This window comes from Rhodocyclaceae bacterium (genome assembly GCA_020248265.1).
Taxonomy (GTDB): domain Bacteria; phylum Pseudomonadota; class Gammaproteobacteria; order Burkholderiales; family CAIKXV01; genus CAIKXV01.
In genome coordinates this window covers 76,124-95,986 of the sequence record JADCHX010000001.1, presented here as the reverse complement: position 1 = coordinate 95,986, position 19,863 = coordinate 76,124, and the positions used below count along the sequence as shown (strand labels likewise).

The window sequence follows — 19,863 nt, the reverse complement described above, 5'->3', positions numbered from 1 at the left end:
CCAGGTGCCCGCCTGCGCACGGAACAAGGAGCCGGCCGCCACGCCGTGCCAGGCAGTGTCCGCGGTCTGCTTCATTGCTGCGCCGACCCCGGCAGTGCGCCGATGTCGACCGACCAGTCGACGGCCGAGCGGCACCATATACGCCGCTGCGGCGGCAGGCTCGCGCGTTGCGCCAGGCCGCCGACGCGCAGAGTGAAGGTCTGCGGCGCATCGCTGTCCGGACGTGCGAACACCGGCGTGCCGCAGACCGGGCAGAACGCATGCGCGCGCCGGTTGCCGCTCTCGGCGATCTTCACGTAGAAGGTCGGCTCGCCAGCGAGCAGCCGGAAGTCGGATGCCGGTACCACGACCGACACGCGGTACGGCGAGCCCGTGAGCACCTGGCAGTCGGTGCAGTGGCAGATCGCGACCCGGGACGGGTCGGCTTGGGCTTCATAGCGGATGTGGCCGCAATGGCACTGGCCGTCGACATGCATGGGGGAAGCTCCCGGAGTGATATCGTCCGTCGCAAGGGTAACCCCGGAAATGACTGCGATGACCGACGCGACGATACGAACGCCTGACATCCCGCCGCCTGCGGCGACCCCGCATCCGCCAAGGCGCGCGTTCCCGCCCGGTTCCTGTGACTGCCATGCCCATGTGTTCGGACCGCAGTCGCGCTACCGGCTGCTGCCGAAGACGCATTTCGTGCCGCACGAGACGCCGCTGCCAGCTTACGTGAAGATGCTGCGCACGCTGGGCTGCGAGCGCGGCGTGCTGGTGCAGCCCAGCGTGTACGGCACCGACAACACGCTGATCGAGGAGGCGCTGGCCTCGCGCACCTTCGACCTGCGCGCGGTGGCAGTGGTGTCGGCCGACATCGACGACCGCGAACTCGAGCGCCTGCATGGCCTCGGCTTCCGCGGCATCCGCATCAACACTGCTTCGGCCACGCCCGGGCTGCGCATCGAGGATGCACCGCGCCTGGCCGAGCGCATCAAGCCGCTGGGCTGGCACCTGCAGTTCTACCTCGACCTGCGCACGATGCCGCAGATCGAGCAGGCACTGGAGTCGCTCGACATCGACATCGTGATCGACCATTTCGCGCGCATCGCGACCGCCGAAGGCATGCAGGCGTCGGCCTACCGCGCGCTGCTGCGCCTGCTCGCGCGCGACAACGTATGGGCCAAGCTGATGGGACCTTACTTCGTCTCCGACGCGGTACCTCACTATCCCGACCTGGTTCCGTTTGCGCGCGGCATGATCGAGGTCGCGCCCGACCGCGTGGTCTGGGGGTCCGACTGGCCGCATCCAAGCGCGCGCGAGAAGATGCCCGACGACGGCGACCTCGCCGACATGCTGGGTGAATGGGCGCCCGACGAGGCGGTACGGCACCGGATACTCGTCGACAATCCACGCCGGCTCTACGGCTTCGACTGAAGGAAACGACGATGAGCGAGGCGATCGAAGCGCTGGCCGGCATGGCGGCGGAAACGCACTGGGACGATATCCCCGCCGGGGTGCAGCGGCTGGCGCGACTGGTGCTGCTCGACACGATCGGGGTGATCCTCGGCGGATCGGAACAGCCCGAGGTGGCCCGGCTGCGCGCCGGCCTGTCGTCTGGAGCCGGCAGTGGTGCCACCGTGCTCGCGCGCGGCTGGGCGGCTAACGACGCCGGCCGCGTTGCCTTCCTGAACGGTGTGGCGGGCCGCGCGATCGAGATGTGCGAGACGCATGGCAAGGTGTCCTGCCAGGCCGCGATCCAGGTGGTGCCGGGGGCGCTGGCGGTGGCCGAGCGGGCCGGTCGCAACGGGCGCGAACTGCTCGAGGCGCTGGTCACCGGTTACGACGTTGCGATCCGGCTCGGCGCCGCGACCACCCGCCGCCCGCTCGCGCATCCGCTGGGCCAGGCCGGGATGCTCGGTGCGATCGCGGCCGGCGCGCGGCTGCGCGGGCTGGATGCGGCGGGCATCGGCACCGCCATCCGCATCGGCGGCAACCTGATGGTCACTGCCGGCTACGGCAACGTGGTCGCCGGAGCCACCACGCTCAATGCCGTCGGCGGCCTGTCGGCGATGGCGGCGGTGAACGCACCGGAACTCGTGCTCGCCGGCTTCACGGCGCAGGACGATGCGATCGAGCAGACGATGACCGAGCTGCTGTCGGTCGGCTTCAACCCGGTACCGGTGTTCGACGGGCTGGGCACGCGCTGGGAGATTGCGCAGGTGCTGTTCCGCCTGCGTGCCTGCTGCAATCCGATCTACCCGGCGCTCGATGCGCTGGCCGACGTGCTGGCGCGGTTGAAGCCCCGCCCGGAGGACATCGAACGCATCGATGTCGAGACCTACGACTTCGCCGCCGGGCTGGGCGTGCAGGAACCGCCCGGGCATTTCGGGGCGCGCTACTCGCTGCCGCACGCCGCCGCAGCGCTGGTGGTCAATGGCCACCTCGGCTATGCGTCGTTCACCGACGCCGCGGTCCGCGACCCGGTACTGACCGCGCTGCGCCACCGGGTTCACGTGGTCGAGGACGAGGCAATGACCGCCCGGCTGCCGGCGTCGAAGCCGGCGCGGGTGACGCTGGTGCTGAAGGACGGCCGGCGCGAGACGTGCTCGGTGGAGGACGATCGCCGGGTCGGCGAGGCCTTCGACGAGGCGCCGGTGCGCGCCAAGTACCGCGAGCTGGCAGGGCTTGTGTTGACCGACGCGGGCGTGGCTGCGGTGGAGTCGGCCATCGAACGCTGCGAGGAATGGCCGTCCATGGCGCCGCTGCTGGATGCATTGCGCACGGGTGGACGTAGCGCCGACGCTTGACGCTGCGCATCCTCTTCCCGCACGACCGCGACCTCGTCTACCGCTGGGTGAGCCAGCCGAACGCACGGCTCGGCGGGCGCCCGCCGACGCGGTGATCAGCCGTCCGTTCGACTACGGCACCGTCATCAGCTACAGCTTCGATTCCAGCCACTGGTAGCAGACCCGGTTTTCCGACGGCTCGCATTTCGGCGTCTGGTACGGTGCGCTGGAACTCGAGACCACGGTGTACGAGACTGCCTGGCACTGGTACCGCTTCGTGATGGACAGCTTCGCCTGCGAGCAGCGCACGATCGTCACCGAGCGGCGGGTGTTCAACGTGCGCTGCGCTGCTGGTGGACCTGCGCGGCCGGCAGGATCGCCATCCCGGGCTGGTCGACCGTGACAGCTATGCGTTCACCCAGCGCGCAGGCGGCTACCTGCATGCGCAGGGCGCTAACGGGCTGCTGGTCGGCTCCGCCCGCTGCAGCGGAACCAATGCGGCGGTGTTCCGGCCGGAACGGCTGTCCGGTGTGCGCGATCGTAGCTTCCTGACCTACCGGCTGGACGTGGCTGCACGGCGGATGGTGGTCGAACGGGTGCGCGGACGGGTGTGGATGCGGTTCACGCCGGGCGAGGTCGCAATCGTGCGGGGCTGACCAGGGTACGGGCAACTGGTTCCGGTCGTACGGCAACGAGAAACCATTCCGGCCCGAGCGAATTCGGCCTCTTGCCAGAAGGGCGGGCCGGGCCCTGCCGGTTCATCCGCCAGCTCAGTTGCGTGGCGGTGGCGGCGGCGGCGGCGGCGGGGCGTACACCGCAGGGGCCGGCGGGCGGGCGGGGGCCACCGGCGCGCTGCTGCGCGCGAGCCCGGTGGACGGCACCTTGTTGCCCTTGGCGTACATGCACTGCACGAACGCGTTGTCGTAGCGCTGCTGGATGCCGTAGCCGGACGTGTTGGCCGCATCGACACCGGCCACGCCGCCGAACAGCAGGCCGACGCCGGCCCCGGCGGCTGCGCCCTGGCTGCCGCCGAGCGCGGCCCCGGCAAGCGCGCCTACTGCCGTGCCGACCGCTGCGCTGGTCACCGCGCTGTTGGCCTGCGCCCGCGACGGATCGCTGCCACCGATGGAATCGGATGCATAACGTCGACAGTCGGCCTCGTCGGCGCGGAACTGGTCGAAACTGCGCCCGGTGCCGGGGAAGGTCGCCACGCTCGGCCCGGTCGGTATCGACACGCAGCCGCCGAGCGCCAGCAGGGCCGTGGCCAGCACGCCGGTGCGCACACGGCGCCGGTGGTGCGCATCGCGCAGGCGGACAAAGGCAGGTCTCATCGCATGGCTCCTGCGGTTACCGCGGACCCGTCGACGGCTGCGCCGGCACGCGCTGCCACGGCGACGCGCATTCTCGTACGTACGGGTAGTAGGTGCTGGAATCTTTGCAGAAGAACCACTCCGGCCCCTGCGCGGGCTGGGGTTGCGCCGACGGTGCCGGCTGCACCTGCGGCTGCGACGCGGACGGCGCCGGCACGTAGTCGGGCGCGGGCGCCTGCGCATCGCCGCGCTCGACATACACGACCGGCGGCGCCGGCACGACCCTGACCACCGGCGGGTAGTCGTAGTAGTAGGCGGGCGGCGGAAAGTAGTAGCGCGGGCCGTAGTAGAAAGGCACGATCGGTGCGCCGAAATACACGCCGACCCGCGGGCCACCGAAGCCGCCATGGCCGCGGTAGCCCCCATGCGCCTGCGCCTGCTCGGCCGACAGGGAGAGCAGCGTGCCGGCTGCGAGCGCCAGTGCCGCCGTCCGGAAAGAAAGGGATCGAAAGGTCATCAGTGTCTCCACCATCCGCTGGATCAGCGCCCCGCCGAAGGCGGCGTGGGCACAACCCGTTCCCAGGGTGTCGCGCACTGGGTCACGTAGGGGTAGTAGGTATTGGAATCGGCGCAGAAGAACCAGAACGCGGTGTCTGCCACCGGAGCGGGTACCGGCGCCGGATGGACTGCCGCAAGGTCGTTGCGCTCGACATAGACCGGCGGCGCATGTCTGCGCGATGAATAGACGACCGGCGGTACGTACACGAGCGGCGCCGAATGGATCACGCGCGGTGGGTAGTACACCGGCGGCGGCGCGTAGTACACGCGTGGCGGGGCGTAGTAGTGCGGCCGGTAGACCGGTGCCGGGACGTACACGCCGATGCGCGGGCCGCCGTTCCAGTGGTGGCCGCCACCATGGCCATGGCCATGGCCGTAGCCGTAGCCGTGGCCGCGGTGTCCCCCGCGGTCGGCCATTGCGGGCGCGGGCATCGCCAGTGCAGCTGCAGCCAGCAGCGAGGCAGCGATCGCCGCGCGGCCCGGGCTCGATGACATGACGGATCGTGAAGACATCATTCCCTCCTCGGACCCTCGGATGGCAGGGGTCCTGCATGCAGCAAGCGTAGTCCGGTCCAGCGCCTGCAACCGTCAGCGATGCAAGCGGACATTGCTGCGGTTACAGTCTCGAAACACTTGTCAGTCAGGAACCGGCCACGCCGCGGGCCCTTCCTGGCCCTACGCACCCATCAACGCGGCTGGCGCGCGCGGGGTGTACAGCAACCGACGAACGGCGCCCCGCCCGGTACGAATTCCGGCGTTGGATTACTCTCGCCTTCCCCTGCATATCCGGAGCCCGACGCAATGGCCAGGACCGAAGACATCAAGCTGAAACTGCGCGACGGCGAAATGGGCGCACACATCGCGTGGCCCGACCGCAAGCCCGCCGGGGCGATCATCGCGATCATGGAGATATGGGGCGTGAACGACACCATGCGCAAGCATGCGCAGGAGTTCGCCGATGCCGGGTACATCTGCCTCGTGCCCGACCTGTTCTGGCGCCAGGAGCCTGGGGTCGAACTGTCCGACCGCAACCCGGCCGACGGCCAGAAGGCCTTCGACCTCTACTACGACTTCGACTACGACCTCGGCGTGCGCGACATGGAGGACACGATGCAGTGGCTGCGCACCGTGCCCGGTGGCACCGGCAAGGTCGGCAGCGTCGGCTACTGCCTCGGCGGCAAGCTCTGCTATCTGATGTGCTGCCGCACCGACATCGACTGCGCGGTCGCCTACTACGGCACCTACATCGAGCACAACATCCGCGAGGCATCGAACCTGCACCGACCGTTCATGCTGCACATGGCGATGAAGGACCGCTGGGTGCAGGCGGAAGTGAACGAGATGCTCGAACGCCGGCTGTCGCCGAACCCGCTGGTGACGATCCACAAGTATCCCGAAGCCGACCACGCCTTCGCGCGCCATGGCGGCAAGCCGTATCGCAAGGAAGAGGCCGATCGCGCACTGGCGCTCTCGGTCGACTTCTTCCAGAAGCACCTCGGTTGATGCAGGCGCGCCGACGGGCGATCGCGCTGCTGGCACCGGCCGGCCTGCTGGCCAGCGGTGCTATCGCGGTGCGGTCCGCCCTCGCGCATGGCTTTCGTGCCGGCGCGATCGTGATCGACCATCCGTATGCAACGCCGACGCCCAGCGGCGCACGCACTGGCGCGGTGTACTTCCGCACGCTGAAGAACACCGGACGCGACGCAGACCGGCTGCTTTCGGCAACCACCACGGCAGCCGAGTCGATGGAACTGCACAGCAGCACCATCGTCGACAACGTGATGCGGATGCGCCCGCTCGCCACGATCGATCTGCCCCCCGGCGCTGCCCTGAAGGTCCGCCATGGCGGCGAGATACACCTGATGCTGATCGGCCTGAGGGCGCCGCTGAAGAACGGTGACCGCTTCACCGTACGCCTGAAGTTCGAGCGCGCCGGCGAACACGACGTGGTCGTGCAGGTGCAGCAACCGCGCACCGACGGAAAGCCGCCGCCGGGCCACAGCCACTGAAATCGTCGTCCCTGAAGTCGAAGGAAGCAACGTGTCGCTGCAATCGAAGGTTCCGTTCGTCGCTGTTCCGCTCGCGCTGGCGCTCGCCGCGTGCCTGACCACATCGGTGCATGGCCAGGGCTTCCCCGAAAAGCCGATGCGCATGGTCGTGCCGTTTCCGCCGGGTGGTGCCGCCGACATCGTCGCGCGTCATTTCGCCAGCCGGCTTGCGGAGACTGCCGGCCAGCAGGTGGTGGTCGACAACCGCGGCGGCGCCGGCGGCAACATCGGCGCGGACAATATCGCGCGCTCGCCGGCCGACGGCTATAGCCTGCTGTTCGCCTCCTCCAGCGTGCTGTCGATCAATCCCCACCTGGGCGGCAAGGCACCGTTCGACGTGTTGAAGAGCTTCACCCCGATCGCGCTGATCGGCCATGCGCCGAACGTGCTGGTAGTGCATCCGTCCGTGCCGGCGAAGACCGTGCGCGACCTGATCGCGCTGGCGAAGAAGCGGCCCGATGCCCTGGCCTATGCCTCGAACGGCCACGGCACGCTGAGCCACCTGACCGGCGAGCTGTTTGCCCAGGGCGCGGGCGTGAAGATGCTCCACATCCCGTACAAGGGTGCCGCACCGGCCACGATCGATACGGTCGCAGGCAACGTGTCGGTCCTGTTCGCCGCGTTCCCGAGTGTCGGCTCGCAGGTGCGCGCCGGCCGCCTGCGTGCGCTGGCGGTGACCAGCGCACAGCGCATCGCGGTGGCCATGGAACTGCCGACCATCGCCGAGGCTGGCGTCCCGGGATTCGAGTCGAGCCAGTGGTGGGGCCTGTACGGCCCGGCCGGCCTGCCAGGCGCTATCGTCGAAATGCTGAACAAGGCCGCCAACCGCGCATTGACGACCGAGGAGTTCCGCAAGGCGCTCGCGCTCGAAGGTGCGGCACCGGCGGGCGGTACCCCGGCCACGCTGGCTGCGTACCACAAGGCCGACTACGACAAGTGGGGCAAGGTGATTGCCGCCGCCGGCATCAAGGAGAACAACTGATGGTGCAGCCGCAAGCCGCAGCGCCGGGCACCTCTTTGCCCGGCAACGATGCAGTTACCCGCCGCTTCGCCGCGTTCGCGGCAGGGCTCACGTACGACGTGCTGCCGCCGGTGGTGCGCGAACACCTCACCATTTTCCTGCTCGACTACCTGCGCGTCGCCTCGCTCGGCCAGCGCATGCCGTGGAGCGGCTGGGCGGTGAAGCTCGCCGCCGAACTCGGTGGCAACGGCCAGTCGACGATCCTGTTCTCGACCGACCGCACCGACCCGGAGCGCGCGACCTTCGTCAACACGACCTTCTCCGGCAGCATCGACGCGGACGACGTGCATGTCGGCTCGATGCTGCATCCCGGCTGTATCGTGATCTCGGCCGCGCTGGCGGTGGGTGAGGCGCGTGGTGCGAGCGGCGCGCGCATCCTCTCGGCGATCGCAGCCGGCTACGAGAACATGATCCGCATCGGCCTGTCGCTGCAGCCCTCGCACTTCCGCCGCGGCTTCCAGAGTACCGCCACCTGCGGCGGCTTCGGCGCGGCGACCGCGGCCGCGTGCCTGATGTTCGAAGGGTCCGATCGCGCCGAGCGCATCGCCGAGACGCTCGGCCTGGTCGCCTCGTTCAGCGGCGGCCTGACCCAGTTCTACCACTCCGGCTCGACGGTCAAGCGCATCCATGCCGCGCATGCAGCGGGCGAGGGCGTGCATGCCGCGCTGCTGGCTGCCGCCGGCTTCTCCGGCCCGGCGGACATCCTCGAAGGCAAGGACGGGTTCGCGCGCGCCTATGCCGACGGACACGACTTCGACAAGGGCCTGTCCGGCCTCGGCGAACAGTGGCGCCTGCTCGAGACCGCGATCAAGCCGCATGCGAGCAGCGCACGCGTGTTGTCGGCGATCGAGGCGACGGCGACGCTGAGCACCGAGCACGGGCTGACCATCGAGGACATCGACACCATCCGCGTTGGCATCCCGAAGGTGATCCAGGGACGGCTGACCGTGAACGAACCGAAGGATATCCAGGCCGCACAGATGAGCCTGCCGTTCTGCATGGCGATGGTGCTGAAGCAGGGCCGCGCGGTGCCCGAGGGTTTCACGCTGAACATCGACGACTTCGAGACCACGCTCGCCGACCCGTCTGTGATGGCGATCTCGTCGCGCGTGTCGTGCGAGCTCGACGACGATGCGGAGCGGGTGAGCACCGAGCAGTCGGTGGGCGCGAAGGTCACGTTCCGGTTGAAGAACGGCAAGGTGGTCGAGTGCTTCATCGATGCGCCGAAGGGCAGCGTGTCGCGGCCGTTCACGATGGACGACCATGTCGCGCGCTTCCGGGCGGAACTCGGCCGCCGGTTCGATGCGACGCGCGTCGATGCGCTGCAGGCGGAGGTGCAGGGGCTGGCAGCGGCCGGTGGCGTTGCCCGGTTGATGCAGCTGCTATCGGGTCGGTGAACCGGCCATGCCCGCGCTGAAACTCCCCGACTGCGACCTGTACTACCAGGTCGACGACTTCACCGACCCGTGGACCGAAGCGGAGACGGTTCTGATGCTCCACGGCAACGCCGAAAGCTCGCTCGCCTGGTATGCCTGGGTGCCGGTGCTGGCGCGCCACCTGAAGGTGGTGCGGCCGGACATGCGTGGATATGGAAAGTCAACGCCGATGCCGCGCGAGTATGCGTGGACGCTGGATGCGCTGATCGATGATTACTGCCGGTTGATGGACCATCTCGGCATCGAGCGCTTCCATCTGGTCGCGGCCAAGATCGGCGGGACGATCGCACGGGCGTTCGCGGCACGCCGGCCGGACCGGGTGCGCTCGCTGGTGGTGGTGGGAACGCCGCAGGCGCTGCGTCCCGGTGTGGAGAAGGTGCCCGCGCTGATCGAGGAGTTCGAGACCAGGGGCGCGGAGCACTGGGCGCGCCGGACCATGGCCGGCCGGCTCGGGGAACACTTTCCGCCCGAAGGCGTCGAGTGGTGGACGCAATTCATGGGGCGTGCGCCGGTGTCGTCGCTGGTCGGGTTCAACCGGGGGATCAACTACGCGGACATCCGGGCTGACCTGCCGAAGATCCGGTGCCCGACGCTGGTGATCACCACGGAGGAAAGCGGGTTGGGGACGGTGGAGCGGACACGGGCGTGGCAGGAGCAGATCCCGGATTCACGGTTGCTGGTGTTACCGGGGAAGTCTTACCACGTGGCAGCGAGTGACGCGGAGGCTTGTGCGGGGGCGGTGCTGGAGTTCATCGGGCGCAAGTGACCTTGCGGGACGATCGTCGTGAAAGTTGGCTGACTCTGGTGCTGGTGACCTGAGTTGCTACTGGCGCCGCGTTGGGTCACCTGCGTCGTGGCGGCCACATCCTTGCCGTATGTACCAGCACGAGGATCCAGACGGTATCGTCCCTCACCTCGTAGACCATGCGGTAGCTGTCGTGCACAACCAGTTCCCGCGCGCCCGTGATCAGCCCGGGACGGCCGATCAACGGATGCTCCGCGAGACGCCTTGCTGCAGCCGCGAACAGTTCGTCCATCGCGATTGCGGCAAGAGGATTGTCCCGTGCGATGAAGTCGGTGATGTCGATGCGGTCCTGTTCGGCAGACAGGGCCCACCGTACCTTCATGCGTCAGGACCGCCTGTCGGGCTTTGCCAGGCAGCGCGTCGCGCAGCCGATCGCGCGTCCACCTCTTCATCGCCGGCATGCAGCCCGGCGGAAATCTGCGCGCGTGCGTCGGCAACCTTGCCTCTCAGGAACGCATCATGTTCACGCGCCTCGCGCTGGCGCTGGACGAAATCCCGCATCAGTTCGCGCACGATCTGCGACGCGGGACGGTGGCTGGCTTCCGCCTCGGCCATGAGGGCGTCTCGAAGCTCGGGTTCCAGCTTCATCGTGAAGACGGCATCTTTCGACACGGCGTGGCTCCTGAAGGTTATTCGCACGAAGTATACATTTCGTATGAACGATCTGGAGCTTGCCTGCGGGATACGGTTAACGGGACGCGAATCTCAGTCAACCGGTGGCCACGCGCGTACGCCGACCGCAGGCGAGAACGGCGCATGCCGCAGCCTCGGCACCACCTGTCCCATGCGCGTCGACGGGTCGCGCGCCTCGGCTTCCAGCGGCTCGTAGTGGTGTTCGCGCTCGGCGAGCGAGGTGAACTCGTACATGACTCCGTGGCGCCAGCCGCCGACGCTCGCGAGCAGCTTGCGCGTGGCCATCACGCCGGGAAGCCGGGCGAGCAGCGGGAAGCGCTGCTGCGCGTAGAAGCTGCCGATCGCCTCGTCGGTGGCCGCGTCGGGGGCATCGTAATGGCCGAACTGCACGACCGGGGCCGACGCGCGCGGGTCGCGATGCCCGGCCTCCGGTCCGTCGACCCGCACCTCCTGCGCGAAGATCGCCGAGCCCAGCGGCTGGCGCATCGCCATGTGACGTCGGGTCAGGTCGCTCTGCCGCGTGGCGAGCTCGGAAGGCGGCGGGGCGAGGAAGGTGTGCGCCGACTCGCCGCCGAACAGCGCCAGCCACCCCTGGCCACGCCCGCCGTGGCCGAGTCGGTAATGCGCCGCCCAGCGGTATCCCGGACGCGCGAGCTTCTCCGGGATGTGGATATTGTGGAACCAGTCGCAGTACGCGTCGCGCGTCTCCTCGGCAAGGTCGTACCACAGCGCCCAGATGCCGGTGTCCTGATCGTTCATCGTCGTGCTCCTTCGCGCAGTCACCTTCGACTTCCAGGAAGGTCCGGTTGCCCGCCCGGTGGATGCGCGTCTCTATCGCCTCGGCCATCCAGAGGGCAGCGTCCTGACGGTCCGGTTCGCCTGCCATGCATGCGTGATCCGGATCATCGGGGTGGGCTATTGGCGCGATGGAAAGGCTGTTGTGCAGGCATCACCGGCCGATCCCGTCCAGCGCTTGCCTCGCTGCCAGCTTCGCCAGCGGGCCATGAATCGGCGACGCGAGCACGTCCTTGAGCGCTCCCTCGGCACCGTGTGGCAACACTGGCAATGCACGAAGGGACCAGGCGGCCTGCAGCGCGATATCGGGTGTTGCAAGCGCCGCCACGACCGTCGCGAGGCAAGCTTCGCAATGCATTGCCGCGAGCGCCCGGAGCGCGGCTTCACCGACGAGATCGCGGCAACGGCCTTCGCGCGCCTCTCCGTAGCGCTGGGTCGTGCGGTCGAGCGCCGCAAGCGCAGTCGCGTGTTCTTGAGGCGATATGAGGAAGCGTGTCTGTGTCGGATTATCGCGCTGAAGACGTTCGACGACTGCGTCGTTCGCAAGGAGATAGTCGAGCTGCTGCACTGCACGCGCGCAACGGGCCTGTCGTCCCTCCTCGTCGGCGATACGGGCTTTGAGGAACTTCGACACGTCGTGCGCGCGGTGTGCTGCCGGCGGACCGAGCGCCGCAAGTGCCTCGAGGGCGACGTATGCATCGGCCTCACCGGACAGCAGGTCGGCAATGGGATCGATTGCGCGCGGGTCACCCGTGCGGCCGAGCGCCTCGATGATGGACGAGCGCACCGGGATCACGCCGTCGCCCGTGTCATGATCCTTGATGCCCGAGGCCAGGGCCTTGATGAGCGCAGGAACGGCGGGGCGTGCGGAAGGCCCCATCTTGCCGAGACACCGCGCGGCGCCCGTCGGGCAGGTCCAACGGTCCTCGTGTCGCGTGAAGGCCCACTCGAGGGTCCCTCGGACCGGCCTTGCCGCGCATGCGTCCGACGGCTCCACGGCGAACCGGCAGTGGTGCCCCTCGAGCTGTGCGACGACGTCGTTGACGGACGGTGGCGGCGCATTCGCTCTTGATGTCGGCGGCGCGGTACTGCGCTCGCAACCGACCAGCAACACCGCCGCACAAAGGATCGCGGGCCAGCAGTTCGCGATGGCAGAGATCCCCCGTCTCAGTTGAACTTCAATCCCGCCGCCTTCACGATCGCGAGGTTGGCCTTGATCTCGGCCGCGATCAGTGCATCGAACTCTTTCGGCGTCATCGGCATCGGCTCGAGGCCGATCTTCACCAGCCGCTCCATCACCGCCGGCTGCTTCAGCACCGCCATCGTCTCGGCATGCAGCCGGTCGATCAGCGCGCGTGGCGTCTTCACCGGCAACAGCAGGCCGTTCCAGAAGGTGTAGTCGCTGTCGGCGAAGCCGGCTTCGATCGTGGTCGGCACGTCGGGGAACACGCTCGACCGGCTACGGGTGCTGACCGCCAGCGGGATCAGGCGGCCGGACTTGATGAACGGCAGCCCGGACGAGGTGCCGATCGAAAGGAAGTCGACGCGGCCGGCGGCCACGTCCGCCAGCGCCTCGGGCCCGCCCTTGAACGGCACGTGCGTGGCCTTGATGCCGGCAGACAGCAGCAGCCGCTCGGCGGCCCAGTGGGTGGCGCTGCCGATGCCGGCCGAGGCGAAGGTCATGTCGTTCTTCCGTGCGGCGTCCATCAGCGCCTTCACCGTCTTCAGCCCTTTCTCGGGCGAGATCACCAGAACGTTCGGCACCACGCCGAACACGGCGACGCCGGCGAAGTCGTTACCGGGATGGTAAGGCGCGTTCGGGAACGCGGCCAGCGAGGCCGAGTGCGCCGCAGCGTTCATCAGCCAGGTGTAGCCATCCGCGTCGGCGCGGGCAACTACCGCCGAACCGACTGAGCCGCCGGCGCCGCTGCGGTTCTCGATGATGATCGGTTGCCCGAGCGACGTCGACAGGCCCTCGGCGACGATACGGCCGATCACGTCGGTGGTCGAGCCGGGAGTGAACGGGATGATGGTGCGGATCGGCTTGGCCGGGAACTGCTGGGCCAGCAACGGAGTGGACAGCGCGCCTGCGGCGAGCAAGGCGGTGGACATCCGGACAAGGCTTCGGCGGGTGTACATGGTGACTTCCTCCTGGGGGCGCGGACGGCGTCTCGCTGTGCGGACCGTCGCATCGATGCAGCATGAGGCTCAGATCATACCGGCTATCCGCAGGCCTTCGGCAGCCCGCTTCGCCCCGCTTGCACCCTTGTCGCCCGGAGGACGTCTTCACGCATTTGCTAGACTGCTCCCTTCCTGATGAGAGGGGATGCAGCCGTGGCAGAAGAACAACCGATCCCGGACGACATCCGGGCGCAGGCGAAGGCTCTCGGGCTGGACAGACTCACCGAGCCTCAGCTGCGCCAGTTCATGAAGGCCGCTCAGGTGGCGCAGTCGCGCCGGGCCGTGCTCGATACCCGGTCGCTGACGGCGGCGGACGAGCCCTGCCATGTCTACCGTCTGAGCTGAGGATCGCCGCCGATGAGCGAACTGCACACCCTGTCCCTGGCCGAAGCGTCCACGCTGATTCGCGAGCGCAAGCTGTCGCCGGTGGAGTACACCCGCGCGCTGGTCGAACGCACCGAGCGCCATGACGGCGCGCTCAACGCCTTCCTGCGCTTCACGCCTGAGATCGCGCTCGCCGACGCGCAGCGTGCCGAGGCCGAGATCATGGCTGGCGGCTGGCGCGGCCCTCTGCATGGCGTACCCTACGGCCTGAAGGACATCGTCGACTACGCCGGCCTGCCCACCACCGGGCATTCGGCGATCCTGAAAGACAACACCGCTGCCACCGATGCCTTCGTCACGCGCAAGCTGCGCGCGGCCGGCGGCGTGTTCATGGGCAAGCTGTCAACCCATGAGTTCGCGATCGGTGGTCCGTGCTTCGACCTGCCCTGGCCGCCGGCGCGCAACCCATGGAACCGCGACCATTTCTGCGGGGGTTCGTCCAGCGGCTCGGGCAGCGCGACCGCGGCCGGCTTCGTGCCGGTGGCGATCGGCACCGATACCGGCGGCTCTATCCGCAACCCGGCGTCGATGTGCGGTGTCACCGGCATGAAGCCGACCTATGGCTACGTGAGCCGGCGCGGGGTGTTCCCGCTCGCCTATTCGCTCGACCACGTCGGGCCGCTCACCCGCACCGTGCGCGACAACGCCATCGTGCTCGACCTGATCGCCGGGCATGATCCGCACGATCCGGGCAGCGTGCCGCGCACTGGCGGCGATTGCACGTCGCTGCTCGACCGTGGCGTGGAGGGCATGCGCATCGGCGTGGTGCGCCACTTCTACAGCCAAGACCTGGTGGCCGACGCCGAGATGAGCGCATCGATCGAACAGGCGCTGGCGCAGCTCGAGTCGATGGGCGCGGTGGTGCGCGAGGTGGAGACGCTGCCGCTGCAGCAGTTCGCCGCCTGCAACCGCACGCTGCTGGTGTCGGAAGCGTATGCCGTGCACGAGCGCTGGCTGCGCGAGCGTCCCCAGGATTATGGCGACCTCACCCGCGAGCGGTTGTTCCCGGGCGCGTTCGTGAGCGCGGCCGAGTACGTGAACGCCTCGCGCATGCGGCTGAAGATGACCGCCGCCTTCAACAGCCTGTTCGACGATGTCGACGTGGTAGTCACCGCCAGCGCGCACGACCCGGCCTGCCGCATCGACGATCCGAAGCAGGTCGAATACACCTACGCGCGGCAGGCGCGGGCACCGTTCAACCTCACCGGCAACCCTGCGCTGGCACTGCCCACCGGCTTCAGCGCCGGTGGCTTGCCGCTGGGCATGCAGATCGTCGGCCGTCCGTTCGGCGAGGCGATGATCTATCGGGTGGCGCAGGCCTACGAGGCTGCGACTGGCTGGACGAAGCGGCAGCCGCCGCTGTAACCGGAGTCGATGATGAGAAAGATCAAACTGGGTGCCGGGCTGCCGGCTTCGATGCTGCTGGGTACGGCGCTGCTGGTGCCGTCCGTCGGCTGGACTGCGGCCGCCTGGCCGGACAAGCCGCTGCGCATCGTCGTGCCCTGGGCCCCGGGCGGCAGCACCGATATCGTCGCCCGGCTGCTGGGTGCGGACCTCGGCAAGCGCCTCGGCCAGACGGTGGTGATCGAGAACCGCGCCGGCGCAGGCTCGATCGTCGGCATGGAGTTCTCCGCTGCGATGCCGCCCGACGGCCACAACTTCATGCTGACCTCGACTGGCTACGGCTTCATCATCAACAAGGCGAAGATCGATCTCGTCAACAGCTTCGCCCCGGTGGCGCTGCTCGGCTTCGGCGACAGCGCACTGGTGGTACATCCGAGCCTGCCAGTGAAGAACGTCAAGGAGCTGATCGCGCTGGCCAGGCGCAAACCGGGTTCGTTGAACTATTCGTCGTCGGGTATCGGCGGCTTCCCGCACCTGAACACCGAGCTGTTCAAGATGATGGCTGGTATCGACATGGCGCATGTACCGTTCAAGGGCGCCGGCCCGGCGGTGGCCGACACCTCGGCCGGCAACACGCAGGTGCAGATCGGGTCGCTGCCCTCGGTTCTGGGCCAGGTACGCGCAGGGCGATTGCGCGCGCTCGCAGTCGGCGGGCCGAAGCGCAACCCGCTGCTCCCCGATGTGCCGACGATCAACGAGTCGGGACTGCCCGGGTACGAGACCTACATCTGGTTCGGACTGTTCGCGCCGCGCACCACGCCGGCGAACCTGGTCGCTCAGATGCATGCGGCGGTCAACACCTCGCTCGAGTCGCCGGACATGTTGAAGCGCATGGACGAGCAGGGCATCGACCCGTCGCGCCGTTCCATTGCGGAGTTCGCGAAGCTGATGGAGAGCGAGACGGTGAAGTGGGCCAAGGTGATCAAGGCTGCGAACATCACCGGTGAATGAGATGACTGCTGAGCCAGCGAACGAACTCACGGCCGTGCAGGCTGCGCGGGAGATGGCCGTGGGGCGCCTCACCTCCGAGGCGCTGGTCTCGGCCTGTCTGGAACGCATTGCCGCCCGCGAGGACGATGTACGAGCATGGGCGTTCATCGACCCGGCGCTGGCGTTGGCGCAGGCGCGTGCCGCCGATGCCGAGCGGGTGAGGGGTGGTGTGCGCTCGCCACTGCACGGCATACCGGTCGGCATCAAGGACGTGATCGACACGTACGACATGCCAACCGAGTACGGGTCGCCGATTTACGTGGGCCATCGTCCGGCAGCCGATGCCGCCTGCGTGTCGCTGATCCGTGAACTGGGCGGGGTGATTCTCGGCAAGACGGTGTCGACCGAGTTCGCGACGCGGCATCCGAACAAGACGCGCAATCCGCATTCCCCGCTGCATACCCCGGGTGGATCGTCGAGCGGATCTGGCGCGGCCGTGGCCGACTGCATGGTGCCGCTGGCACTGGGTACGCAGACCTCGTCGTCGATCATCCGGCCGGCCGCGTATTGCGGCGTGGTGGGCTACAAGCCGACCTACGGGTTGATCAACCGGGCGGGGCTGAAGTTCCTGTCCGAGTCGCTGGACACGCTGGGCGTACTGTCGCGTACCGTCGCTGACGCGGCGCTGCTGACCGAGGGGCTTACCGGGCTCTCGCTGGATGCGACGCCGCCTTCGGTTGCGCTGCGTATCGGCGTCTGCCGTACGCCCTGGTGGGACAAGGCGGATGCGGCGACGCAGGCGTTGATCGAGTCGTCTGCGGTGCGGTTTGCTGCGGCTGGCGCAAAGGTTTCTTCGGTTTGGCTCGAGCCGGCGTTCGACCGGATGAACGAGATCCAGATCGCGTTCAGCTCGTACGAGTTCTACCGGGCGCTGACGCATGAGCGCACCCGGCATCCTGAACTGATCTCTCCGAGCCTGACCGGGCGACTGGCGGCAGGCGGTATGGTGACCCGCGGGGCCTACGAGGCGGCTCGGGCCGATACGCACCATTGCATCGCGCTGATGGCCAGGCACTTCGACGCCTGCGACATCATGCTGGCACCGAGCACGCCGGGCGAGGCGCCGGGTATCGAAGGTACCGGCGAGCCGACCTTCGGGCTGATGTGGACGCAGCTCGGGCTGCCGTGCATCACCGTGCCGGCGGGGAAGGGCTCGGGTGGGTTGCCGCTGGGGGTGCAGGTGATAGCGGCGGCGGGGAACGATGCAGGGTTGATGCGGGCGGCGGCGTGGGTGGAGCGGATGCTGGCAGCATCCGCCTAAGGCAGATGACGCTCCAGGTCCATCGCATCGTGAAGGAGGCGTAGTACTTCGATCACGTTGCCTTGCGGTGCTTGTCCCACTCGGAACATCACGAAGTGCCGCCCTTTCCGCGAATTGCGGGCGACATGAAGCGAGACGATACCCTGCTGGATGTCATCGCGCTTCTTCGCCCCTGCGACCGCCGGACCTGCTGCCAGATCATCCAGCGCTGCTGAGATCGTGTCCGCATAACGGTGAGCCTGAGCCTTGCCGAACTGCCTGTCCGTCCAACGCAGGATCTCCGCGAAGTCCGCCTGTGCCGCTGCCGTCAGGCGTACGGACCACACGCGTGCGCTCACTTCAAGCGTTCAGGGGGCCGGGGGCCGATCGTCTTTCTGGCGAGTTCGCTCAGGTGATTCCGAAGATCAGCCTGCGATTCGAAGCTGTGGAATCGCCCCGCCTCGATGTCGGCGATTCCGACCTGCGCGGCCTGCCGCAACGCGTAGAGTCGTGCATCGTCCTGCGCCTCGCGAGCCTCGATCAATCGCAGTCCCTCGCGCAGGACTTCGCTCGCGTTCTGGTAGCGTCCGGTCGAGACCAACGCTTCGACGAGGGTTGCCTGATGATCAGTGAGGACGACGTTTCGCGTAGGCATGAAGGGCGTCACGCAGCGTTGAAAGCGTTGGCATACTATGCCATTGATGATTCAGTTGGCAAGGGCGATGCCACTGGCGAGGGTTGATCTACCCCCACTTGGCCCTTGCCCGCACCGCCGCCGACGACTGCTCCGCCTCCTCCAGCACCCGCCCGTGATCGAGCGCAGTGAACCTCCCTCCGCGCCACAGCACACGCCCGTCCGCGATCACCGTATCCACGTTCCGCGGCTGCGCGAACGACACCAGCGCCTCGTACGGGTCGCCCGCTGGCGCGATGTTCACGTCACGGGTGCGCACCAGAATCACGTCGGCGCGCTTGCCCGGCGTGAGCGAGCCGGTGCGATCGGCGATGCCCAGGTCGATCGCGCCATCGAGGGTGGCCAGTTGCACCAGCCGCCGCGCGGTCAACGGGAACTTCGGCCCGATACGATGCTGGTGCAGGTTGTACAGCAGGCGCATGCAGTTGAAGTAGTCGACGCTGTAGGTGCCGGTGTGGTCGATCGACAGGCTGGTCTTCACGCCGGCTTCGAGCAGTTCTCCGAGCTGGATCACGCCGGCGCTGGCGGGCCGTCGCGACTCGCCCAGCGGCGAGATGCTGTAGCTCACGCCGCGCTCGCGCAGGATCTTGCGCTCGGCCGCGGTGGTGAGCAGCGGATGCACCAGCTGGACGTCCGGGCCGAGCAGGCCGGCCTGTTCGAGGAAGGTGATCGGGCTCGGGCCGGAGGTGTGCAGCGTGATCGGCAGCTTGAGCGCCCGCGCACCGCCCCAGTCGGCGCGCACGATCTCGAGCGGTATGTTGCCGCGCAGCGGGTTCGGGTCGGTGCCGACGTTGCGCGAGTTGATGCCGAGCGTGAGCAGGCCATCGTTGGGCATCCAGGCCTTCTGGGTGCGTGCGAGGCCGGCCAGGTCCATCGGCTTGTCGTCGGGCATCCCCTGCGCCGGGCCATAGGAGAAGCGGCCGCGAAGCCCGGTGTCGCGCATCGCGCGCAGCTCGGCGTCCGCATGCTCCGGCGTGACGATGTTGTGCGCCCAGTTGTGAACGGTAGTCGCGCCGGCAGTGATCGCCTCCGACAGCCCGAGGCGCACGCTGCGGTAGCTGTCCTCAGGCGTGTAGAAGCGGCCGAGGAAGCTGGTGACCGGGAAGTAGCCGCGCTTCGGGTCGTCGATGCGGATGATCGGTCGGGTGATGCTGGTCCACAGGTGCCAATGGGTGTCGATGAAGCCGGGCATGCAGATCATGCCGGCGGCATCGATCACCGTGGCGTTTGCGGTGGCGGCGGAAGGTACCGCGCCGACCGAGACGATCGAACCGTTGCGCACATGCACGTCGCCGCGCTCGTAGTCGCCGACGGCGGCATCCATGCTGAGGATGGTCGCGCCGCGGATCAGGTACTCGCCGCGGGCGGGCAGGCGGGCGGTGCCGCTCTCCATCGAGCTGCCATCGCGCGCCTGCGTCATGCAGGCGGCCAGTCCGGTTGTGGCGGCTGCTGCGGCTGCCTTCAGCAGCGAGCGCCGGCGGATCATCGGCTGTTCCATCGTCCCCTCCAGTATCTGCGGCCGCTCGTCGGTGGCGTCCTGCCCTGAAGAATCCTAGCACGGCTGGAAACGTGCAAAACCCGGGTCAGACACGC

At 68.2% G+C, this 19,863-nt stretch carries 26 protein-coding genes; 14 read left to right on the top strand and 12 right to left on the bottom strand.

Features of this window, described 5'->3' with window-relative positions:
* Positions 1 to 71 precede the first annotated feature (71 nt).
* Entirely contained in the window at positions 72 to 476 is a 405-nt protein-coding gene (locus ING98_00485; protein ID MCA3100329.1) for a GFA family protein, read from the bottom strand.
* A gap of 58 nt (positions 477 to 534) precedes the next feature.
* On the opposite strand from ING98_00485, the gene ING98_00480 reads away from it, so the two are divergent.
* The 5 genes from ING98_00480 (at position 535) to ING98_00460 (ending at position 3,427) form a co-directional block, all read left to right on the top strand.
* The gene (locus tag ING98_00480) at positions 535 to 1,419 is read left to right on the top strand and encodes an amidohydrolase family protein (protein ID MCA3100328.1); all 885 of its coding nucleotides are present in this window, start codon (positions 535 to 537) and stop codon (positions 1,417 to 1,419) included.
* A gap of 11 nt (positions 1,420 to 1,430) precedes the next feature.
* A complete protein-coding gene (locus ING98_00475) occupies positions 1,431 to 2,792 on the top strand; it encodes an MmgE/PrpD family protein (protein ID MCA3100327.1) in 1,362 nt (453 codons plus the stop codon).
* Positions 2,789 to 2,887 carry a DUF2384 domain-containing protein gene (locus ING98_00470; GenBank protein ID MCA3100326.1) on the top strand — a complete coding sequence of 33 codons (99 nt, stop codon included), beginning with the start codon at positions 2,789 to 2,791 and terminating at the stop codon, positions 2,885 to 2,887. The genes ING98_00475 and ING98_00470 overlap by 4 nt, the downstream gene beginning before the upstream one ends.
* 110 nt (positions 2,888 to 2,997) lie before the next feature.
* Entirely contained in the window at positions 2,998 to 3,174 is a 177-nt protein-coding gene (locus tag ING98_00465; protein MCA3100325.1) for a hypothetical protein, read from the top strand.
* Positions 3,125 to 3,427 (top strand): RES family NAD+ phosphorylase, encoded by a 303-nt coding sequence (locus ING98_00460; protein MCA3100324.1) that lies wholly within the window; start codon positions 3,125 to 3,127, stop codon positions 3,425 to 3,427. The genes ING98_00465 and ING98_00460 overlap by 50 nt, the downstream gene beginning before the upstream one ends.
* A 114-nt stretch (positions 3,428 to 3,541) precedes the next feature.
* Here ING98_00460 and ING98_00455 read toward each other — a convergent pair whose 3' ends face one another.
* The 3 genes from ING98_00455 to ING98_00445 are packed head-to-tail and all read right to left on the bottom strand — an operon-like array spanning position 3,542 to position 5,134.
* On the bottom strand, positions 3,542 to 4,102 hold the full coding sequence (locus ING98_00455) for a hypothetical protein (GenBank protein MCA3100323.1): 561 nt from the start codon (positions 4,100 to 4,102) through the stop codon (positions 3,542 to 3,544).
* Positions 4,103 to 4,118: 16 nt separating this feature from the next.
* Positions 4,119 to 4,598 carry a hypothetical protein gene (locus tag ING98_00450; protein ID MCA3100322.1) on the bottom strand — a complete coding sequence of 160 codons (480 nt, stop codon included), beginning with the start codon at positions 4,596 to 4,598 and terminating at the stop codon, positions 4,119 to 4,121.
* Positions 4,599 to 4,621: 23 nt separating this feature from the next.
* Positions 4,622 to 5,134: a hypothetical protein gene (locus tag ING98_00445; GenBank protein MCA3100321.1), complete on the bottom strand. Its 513-nt coding sequence runs from the start codon at positions 5,132 to 5,134 to the stop codon at positions 4,622 to 4,624.
* 306 nt (positions 5,135 to 5,440) lie between these two features.
* Here ING98_00445 and ING98_00440 point away from each other — a divergent pair, with 306 nt between their 5' ends.
* From ING98_00440 to ING98_00420, 5 genes are read left to right on the top strand one after another with little or no spacing between them, the layout of a single operon-like run.
* Positions 5,441 to 6,142: a dienelactone hydrolase family protein gene (locus ING98_00440; GenBank protein ID MCA3100320.1), complete on the top strand. Its 702-nt coding sequence runs from the start codon at positions 5,441 to 5,443 to the stop codon at positions 6,140 to 6,142.
* Positions 6,142 to 6,648: a copper chaperone PCu(A)C gene (locus ING98_00435; protein MCA3100319.1), complete on the top strand. Its 507-nt coding sequence runs from the start codon at positions 6,142 to 6,144 to the stop codon at positions 6,646 to 6,648. Before ING98_00440 ends, ING98_00435 begins: the two co-directional genes overlap by 1 nt.
* A 31-nt stretch (positions 6,649 to 6,679) precedes the next feature.
* Positions 6,680 to 7,669: a tripartite tricarboxylate transporter substrate binding protein gene (locus ING98_00430; protein MCA3100318.1), complete on the top strand. Its 990-nt coding sequence runs from the start codon at positions 6,680 to 6,682 to the stop codon at positions 7,667 to 7,669.
* Positions 7,669 to 9,105 carry an MmgE/PrpD family protein gene (locus tag ING98_00425; GenBank protein MCA3100317.1) on the top strand — a complete coding sequence of 479 codons (1,437 nt, stop codon included), beginning with the start codon at positions 7,669 to 7,671 and terminating at the stop codon, positions 9,103 to 9,105. The genes ING98_00430 and ING98_00425 overlap by 1 nt, the downstream gene beginning before the upstream one ends.
* Positions 9,106 to 9,112: 7 nt before the next feature.
* Complete coding sequence (locus ING98_00420; protein MCA3100316.1) at positions 9,113 to 9,910, top strand: alpha/beta hydrolase; 798 nt, start codon at positions 9,113 to 9,115, stop codon at positions 9,908 to 9,910.
* Between the two features lie 76 nt (positions 9,911 to 9,986).
* Here the strand turns inward: ING98_00420 and ING98_00415 are convergent, their stop codons facing one another.
* From ING98_00415 to ING98_00395, 5 genes are all read right to left on the bottom strand, one after another.
* A complete protein-coding gene (locus tag ING98_00415) occupies positions 9,987 to 10,271 on the bottom strand; it encodes a type II toxin-antitoxin system RelE/ParE family toxin (GenBank protein MCA3100315.1) in 285 nt (94 codons plus the stop codon).
* Positions 10,268 to 10,561, bottom strand: a complete 294-nt coding sequence (locus tag ING98_00410; protein ID MCA3100314.1) for an antitoxin of toxin-antitoxin stability system — start codon at positions 10,559 to 10,561, stop codon at positions 10,268 to 10,270. The genes ING98_00415 and ING98_00410 overlap by 4 nt, the downstream gene beginning before the upstream one ends.
* A gap of 93 nt (positions 10,562 to 10,654) precedes the next feature.
* A complete protein-coding gene (locus ING98_00405) occupies positions 10,655 to 11,341 on the bottom strand; it encodes a hypothetical protein (protein ID MCA3100313.1) in 687 nt (228 codons plus the stop codon).
* A 190-nt stretch (positions 11,342 to 11,531) separates the two neighbouring features.
* Positions 11,532 to 12,257, bottom strand: a complete 726-nt coding sequence (locus ING98_00400; protein ID MCA3100312.1) for a HEAT repeat domain-containing protein — start codon at positions 12,255 to 12,257, stop codon at positions 11,532 to 11,534.
* A gap of 287 nt (positions 12,258 to 12,544) precedes the next feature.
* Positions 12,545 to 13,516, bottom strand: coding sequence for a tripartite tricarboxylate transporter substrate binding protein (locus tag ING98_00395; GenBank protein MCA3100311.1), 972 nt, complete (start codon positions 13,514 to 13,516; stop codon positions 12,545 to 12,547).
* A gap of 195 nt (positions 13,517 to 13,711) precedes the next feature.
* On the opposite strand from ING98_00395, the gene ING98_00390 reads away from it, so the two are divergent.
* Genes ING98_00390 through ING98_00375 form a run of 4 tightly spaced genes read left to right on the top strand, consistent with a single transcriptional unit; the run spans position 13,712 to position 17,597 of the window.
* Entirely contained in the window at positions 13,712 to 13,903 is a 192-nt protein-coding gene (locus ING98_00390; protein ID MCA3100310.1) for a hypothetical protein, read from the top strand.
* Positions 13,904 to 13,915: 12 nt separating this feature from the next.
* On the top strand, positions 13,916 to 15,307 hold the full coding sequence (gene gatA, locus ING98_00385; protein MCA3100309.1) for an Asp-tRNA(Asn)/Glu-tRNA(Gln) amidotransferase subunit GatA: 1,392 nt from the start codon (positions 13,916 to 13,918) through the stop codon (positions 15,305 to 15,307).
* A gap of 12 nt (positions 15,308 to 15,319) precedes the next feature.
* On the top strand, positions 15,320 to 16,297 hold the full coding sequence (locus ING98_00380) for a tripartite tricarboxylate transporter substrate binding protein (protein MCA3100308.1): 978 nt from the start codon (positions 15,320 to 15,322) through the stop codon (positions 16,295 to 16,297).
* 52 nt (positions 16,298 to 16,349) lie between these two features.
* The gene (locus ING98_00375; GenBank protein ID MCA3100307.1) at positions 16,350 to 17,597 is read left to right on the top strand and encodes an amidase; all 1,248 of its coding nucleotides are present in this window, start codon (positions 16,350 to 16,352) and stop codon (positions 17,595 to 17,597) included.
* Here the strand turns inward: ING98_00375 and ING98_00370 are convergent.
* From ING98_00370 to ING98_00360, 3 genes are all read right to left on the bottom strand, one after another.
* A complete protein-coding gene (locus ING98_00370) occupies positions 17,594 to 17,935 on the bottom strand; it encodes a type II toxin-antitoxin system RelE/ParE family toxin (protein ID MCA3100306.1) in 342 nt (113 codons plus the stop codon). The two genes, ING98_00375 and ING98_00370, sit on opposite strands and share 4 nt — an antisense overlap.
* On the bottom strand, positions 17,932 to 18,231 hold the full coding sequence (locus ING98_00365) for a type II toxin-antitoxin system ParD family antitoxin (GenBank protein MCA3100305.1): 300 nt from the start codon (positions 18,229 to 18,231) through the stop codon (positions 17,932 to 17,934). The genes ING98_00370 and ING98_00365 overlap by 4 nt, the downstream gene beginning before the upstream one ends.
* Positions 18,232 to 18,319: 88 nt before the next feature.
* Complete coding sequence (locus ING98_00360) at positions 18,320 to 19,690, bottom strand: amidohydrolase family protein (GenBank protein ID MCA3100304.1); 1,371 nt, start codon at positions 19,688 to 19,690, stop codon at positions 18,320 to 18,322.
* Positions 19,691 to 19,863 lie beyond the last annotated feature (173 nt).

Coding starts and splice junctions, on each gene's coding strand:
- ING98_00485 (MCA3100329.1), bottom strand. CDS start 476: ATGCATGTCGACGGCCAGTGCCATTGCGGCCACATCCGCTATGAAGCC.
- ING98_00480 (MCA3100328.1), top strand. CDS start 535: ATGACCGACGCGACGATACGAACGCCTGACATCCCGCCGCCTGCGGCG.
- ING98_00475 (MCA3100327.1), top strand. CDS start 1,431: ATGAGCGAGGCGATCGAAGCGCTGGCCGGCATGGCGGCGGAAACGCAC.
- ING98_00455 (MCA3100323.1), bottom strand. CDS start 4,102: ATGAGACCTGCCTTTGTCCGCCTGCGCGATGCGCACCACCGGCGCCGT.
- ING98_00450 (MCA3100322.1), bottom strand. CDS start 4,598: ATGACCTTTCGATCCCTTTCTTTCCGGACGGCGGCACTGGCGCTCGCA.
- ING98_00445 (MCA3100321.1), bottom strand. CDS start 5,134: ATGTCATCGAGCCCGGGCCGCGCGGCGATCGCTGCCTCGCTGCTGGCT.
- ING98_00440 (MCA3100320.1), top strand. CDS start 5,441: ATGGCCAGGACCGAAGACATCAAGCTGAAACTGCGCGACGGCGAAATG.
- ING98_00435 (MCA3100319.1), top strand. CDS start 6,142: ATGCAGGCGCGCCGACGGGCGATCGCGCTGCTGGCACCGGCCGGCCTG.
- ING98_00425 (MCA3100317.1), top strand. CDS start 7,669: ATGGTGCAGCCGCAAGCCGCAGCGCCGGGCACCTCTTTGCCCGGCAAC.
- ING98_00420 (MCA3100316.1), top strand. CDS start 9,113: ATGCCCGCGCTGAAACTCCCCGACTGCGACCTGTACTACCAGGTCGAC.
- ING98_00415 (MCA3100315.1), bottom strand. CDS start 10,271: ATGAAGGTACGGTGGGCCCTGTCTGCCGAACAGGACCGCATCGACATC.
- ING98_00405 (MCA3100313.1), bottom strand. CDS start 11,341: ATGAACGATCAGGACACCGGCATCTGGGCGCTGTGGTACGACCTTGCC.
- ING98_00400 (MCA3100312.1), bottom strand. CDS start 12,257: ATGGGGCCTTCCGCACGCCCCGCCGTTCCTGCGCTCATCAAGGCCCTG.
- ING98_00395 (MCA3100311.1), bottom strand. CDS start 13,516: ATGTACACCCGCCGAAGCCTTGTCCGGATGTCCACCGCCTTGCTCGCC.
- gatA (MCA3100309.1), top strand. CDS start 13,916: ATGAGCGAACTGCACACCCTGTCCCTGGCCGAAGCGTCCACGCTGATT.
- ING98_00380 (MCA3100308.1), top strand. CDS start 15,320: ATGAGAAAGATCAAACTGGGTGCCGGGCTGCCGGCTTCGATGCTGCTG.
- ING98_00375 (MCA3100307.1), top strand. CDS start 16,350: ATGGCCGTGGGGCGCCTCACCTCCGAGGCGCTGGTCTCGGCCTGTCTG.
- ING98_00365 (MCA3100305.1), bottom strand. CDS start 18,231: ATGCCTACGCGAAACGTCGTCCTCACTGATCATCAGGCAACCCTCGTC.
- ING98_00360 (MCA3100304.1), bottom strand. CDS start 19,690: ATGACGCAGGCGCGCGATGGCAGCTCGATGGAGAGCGGCACCGCCCGC.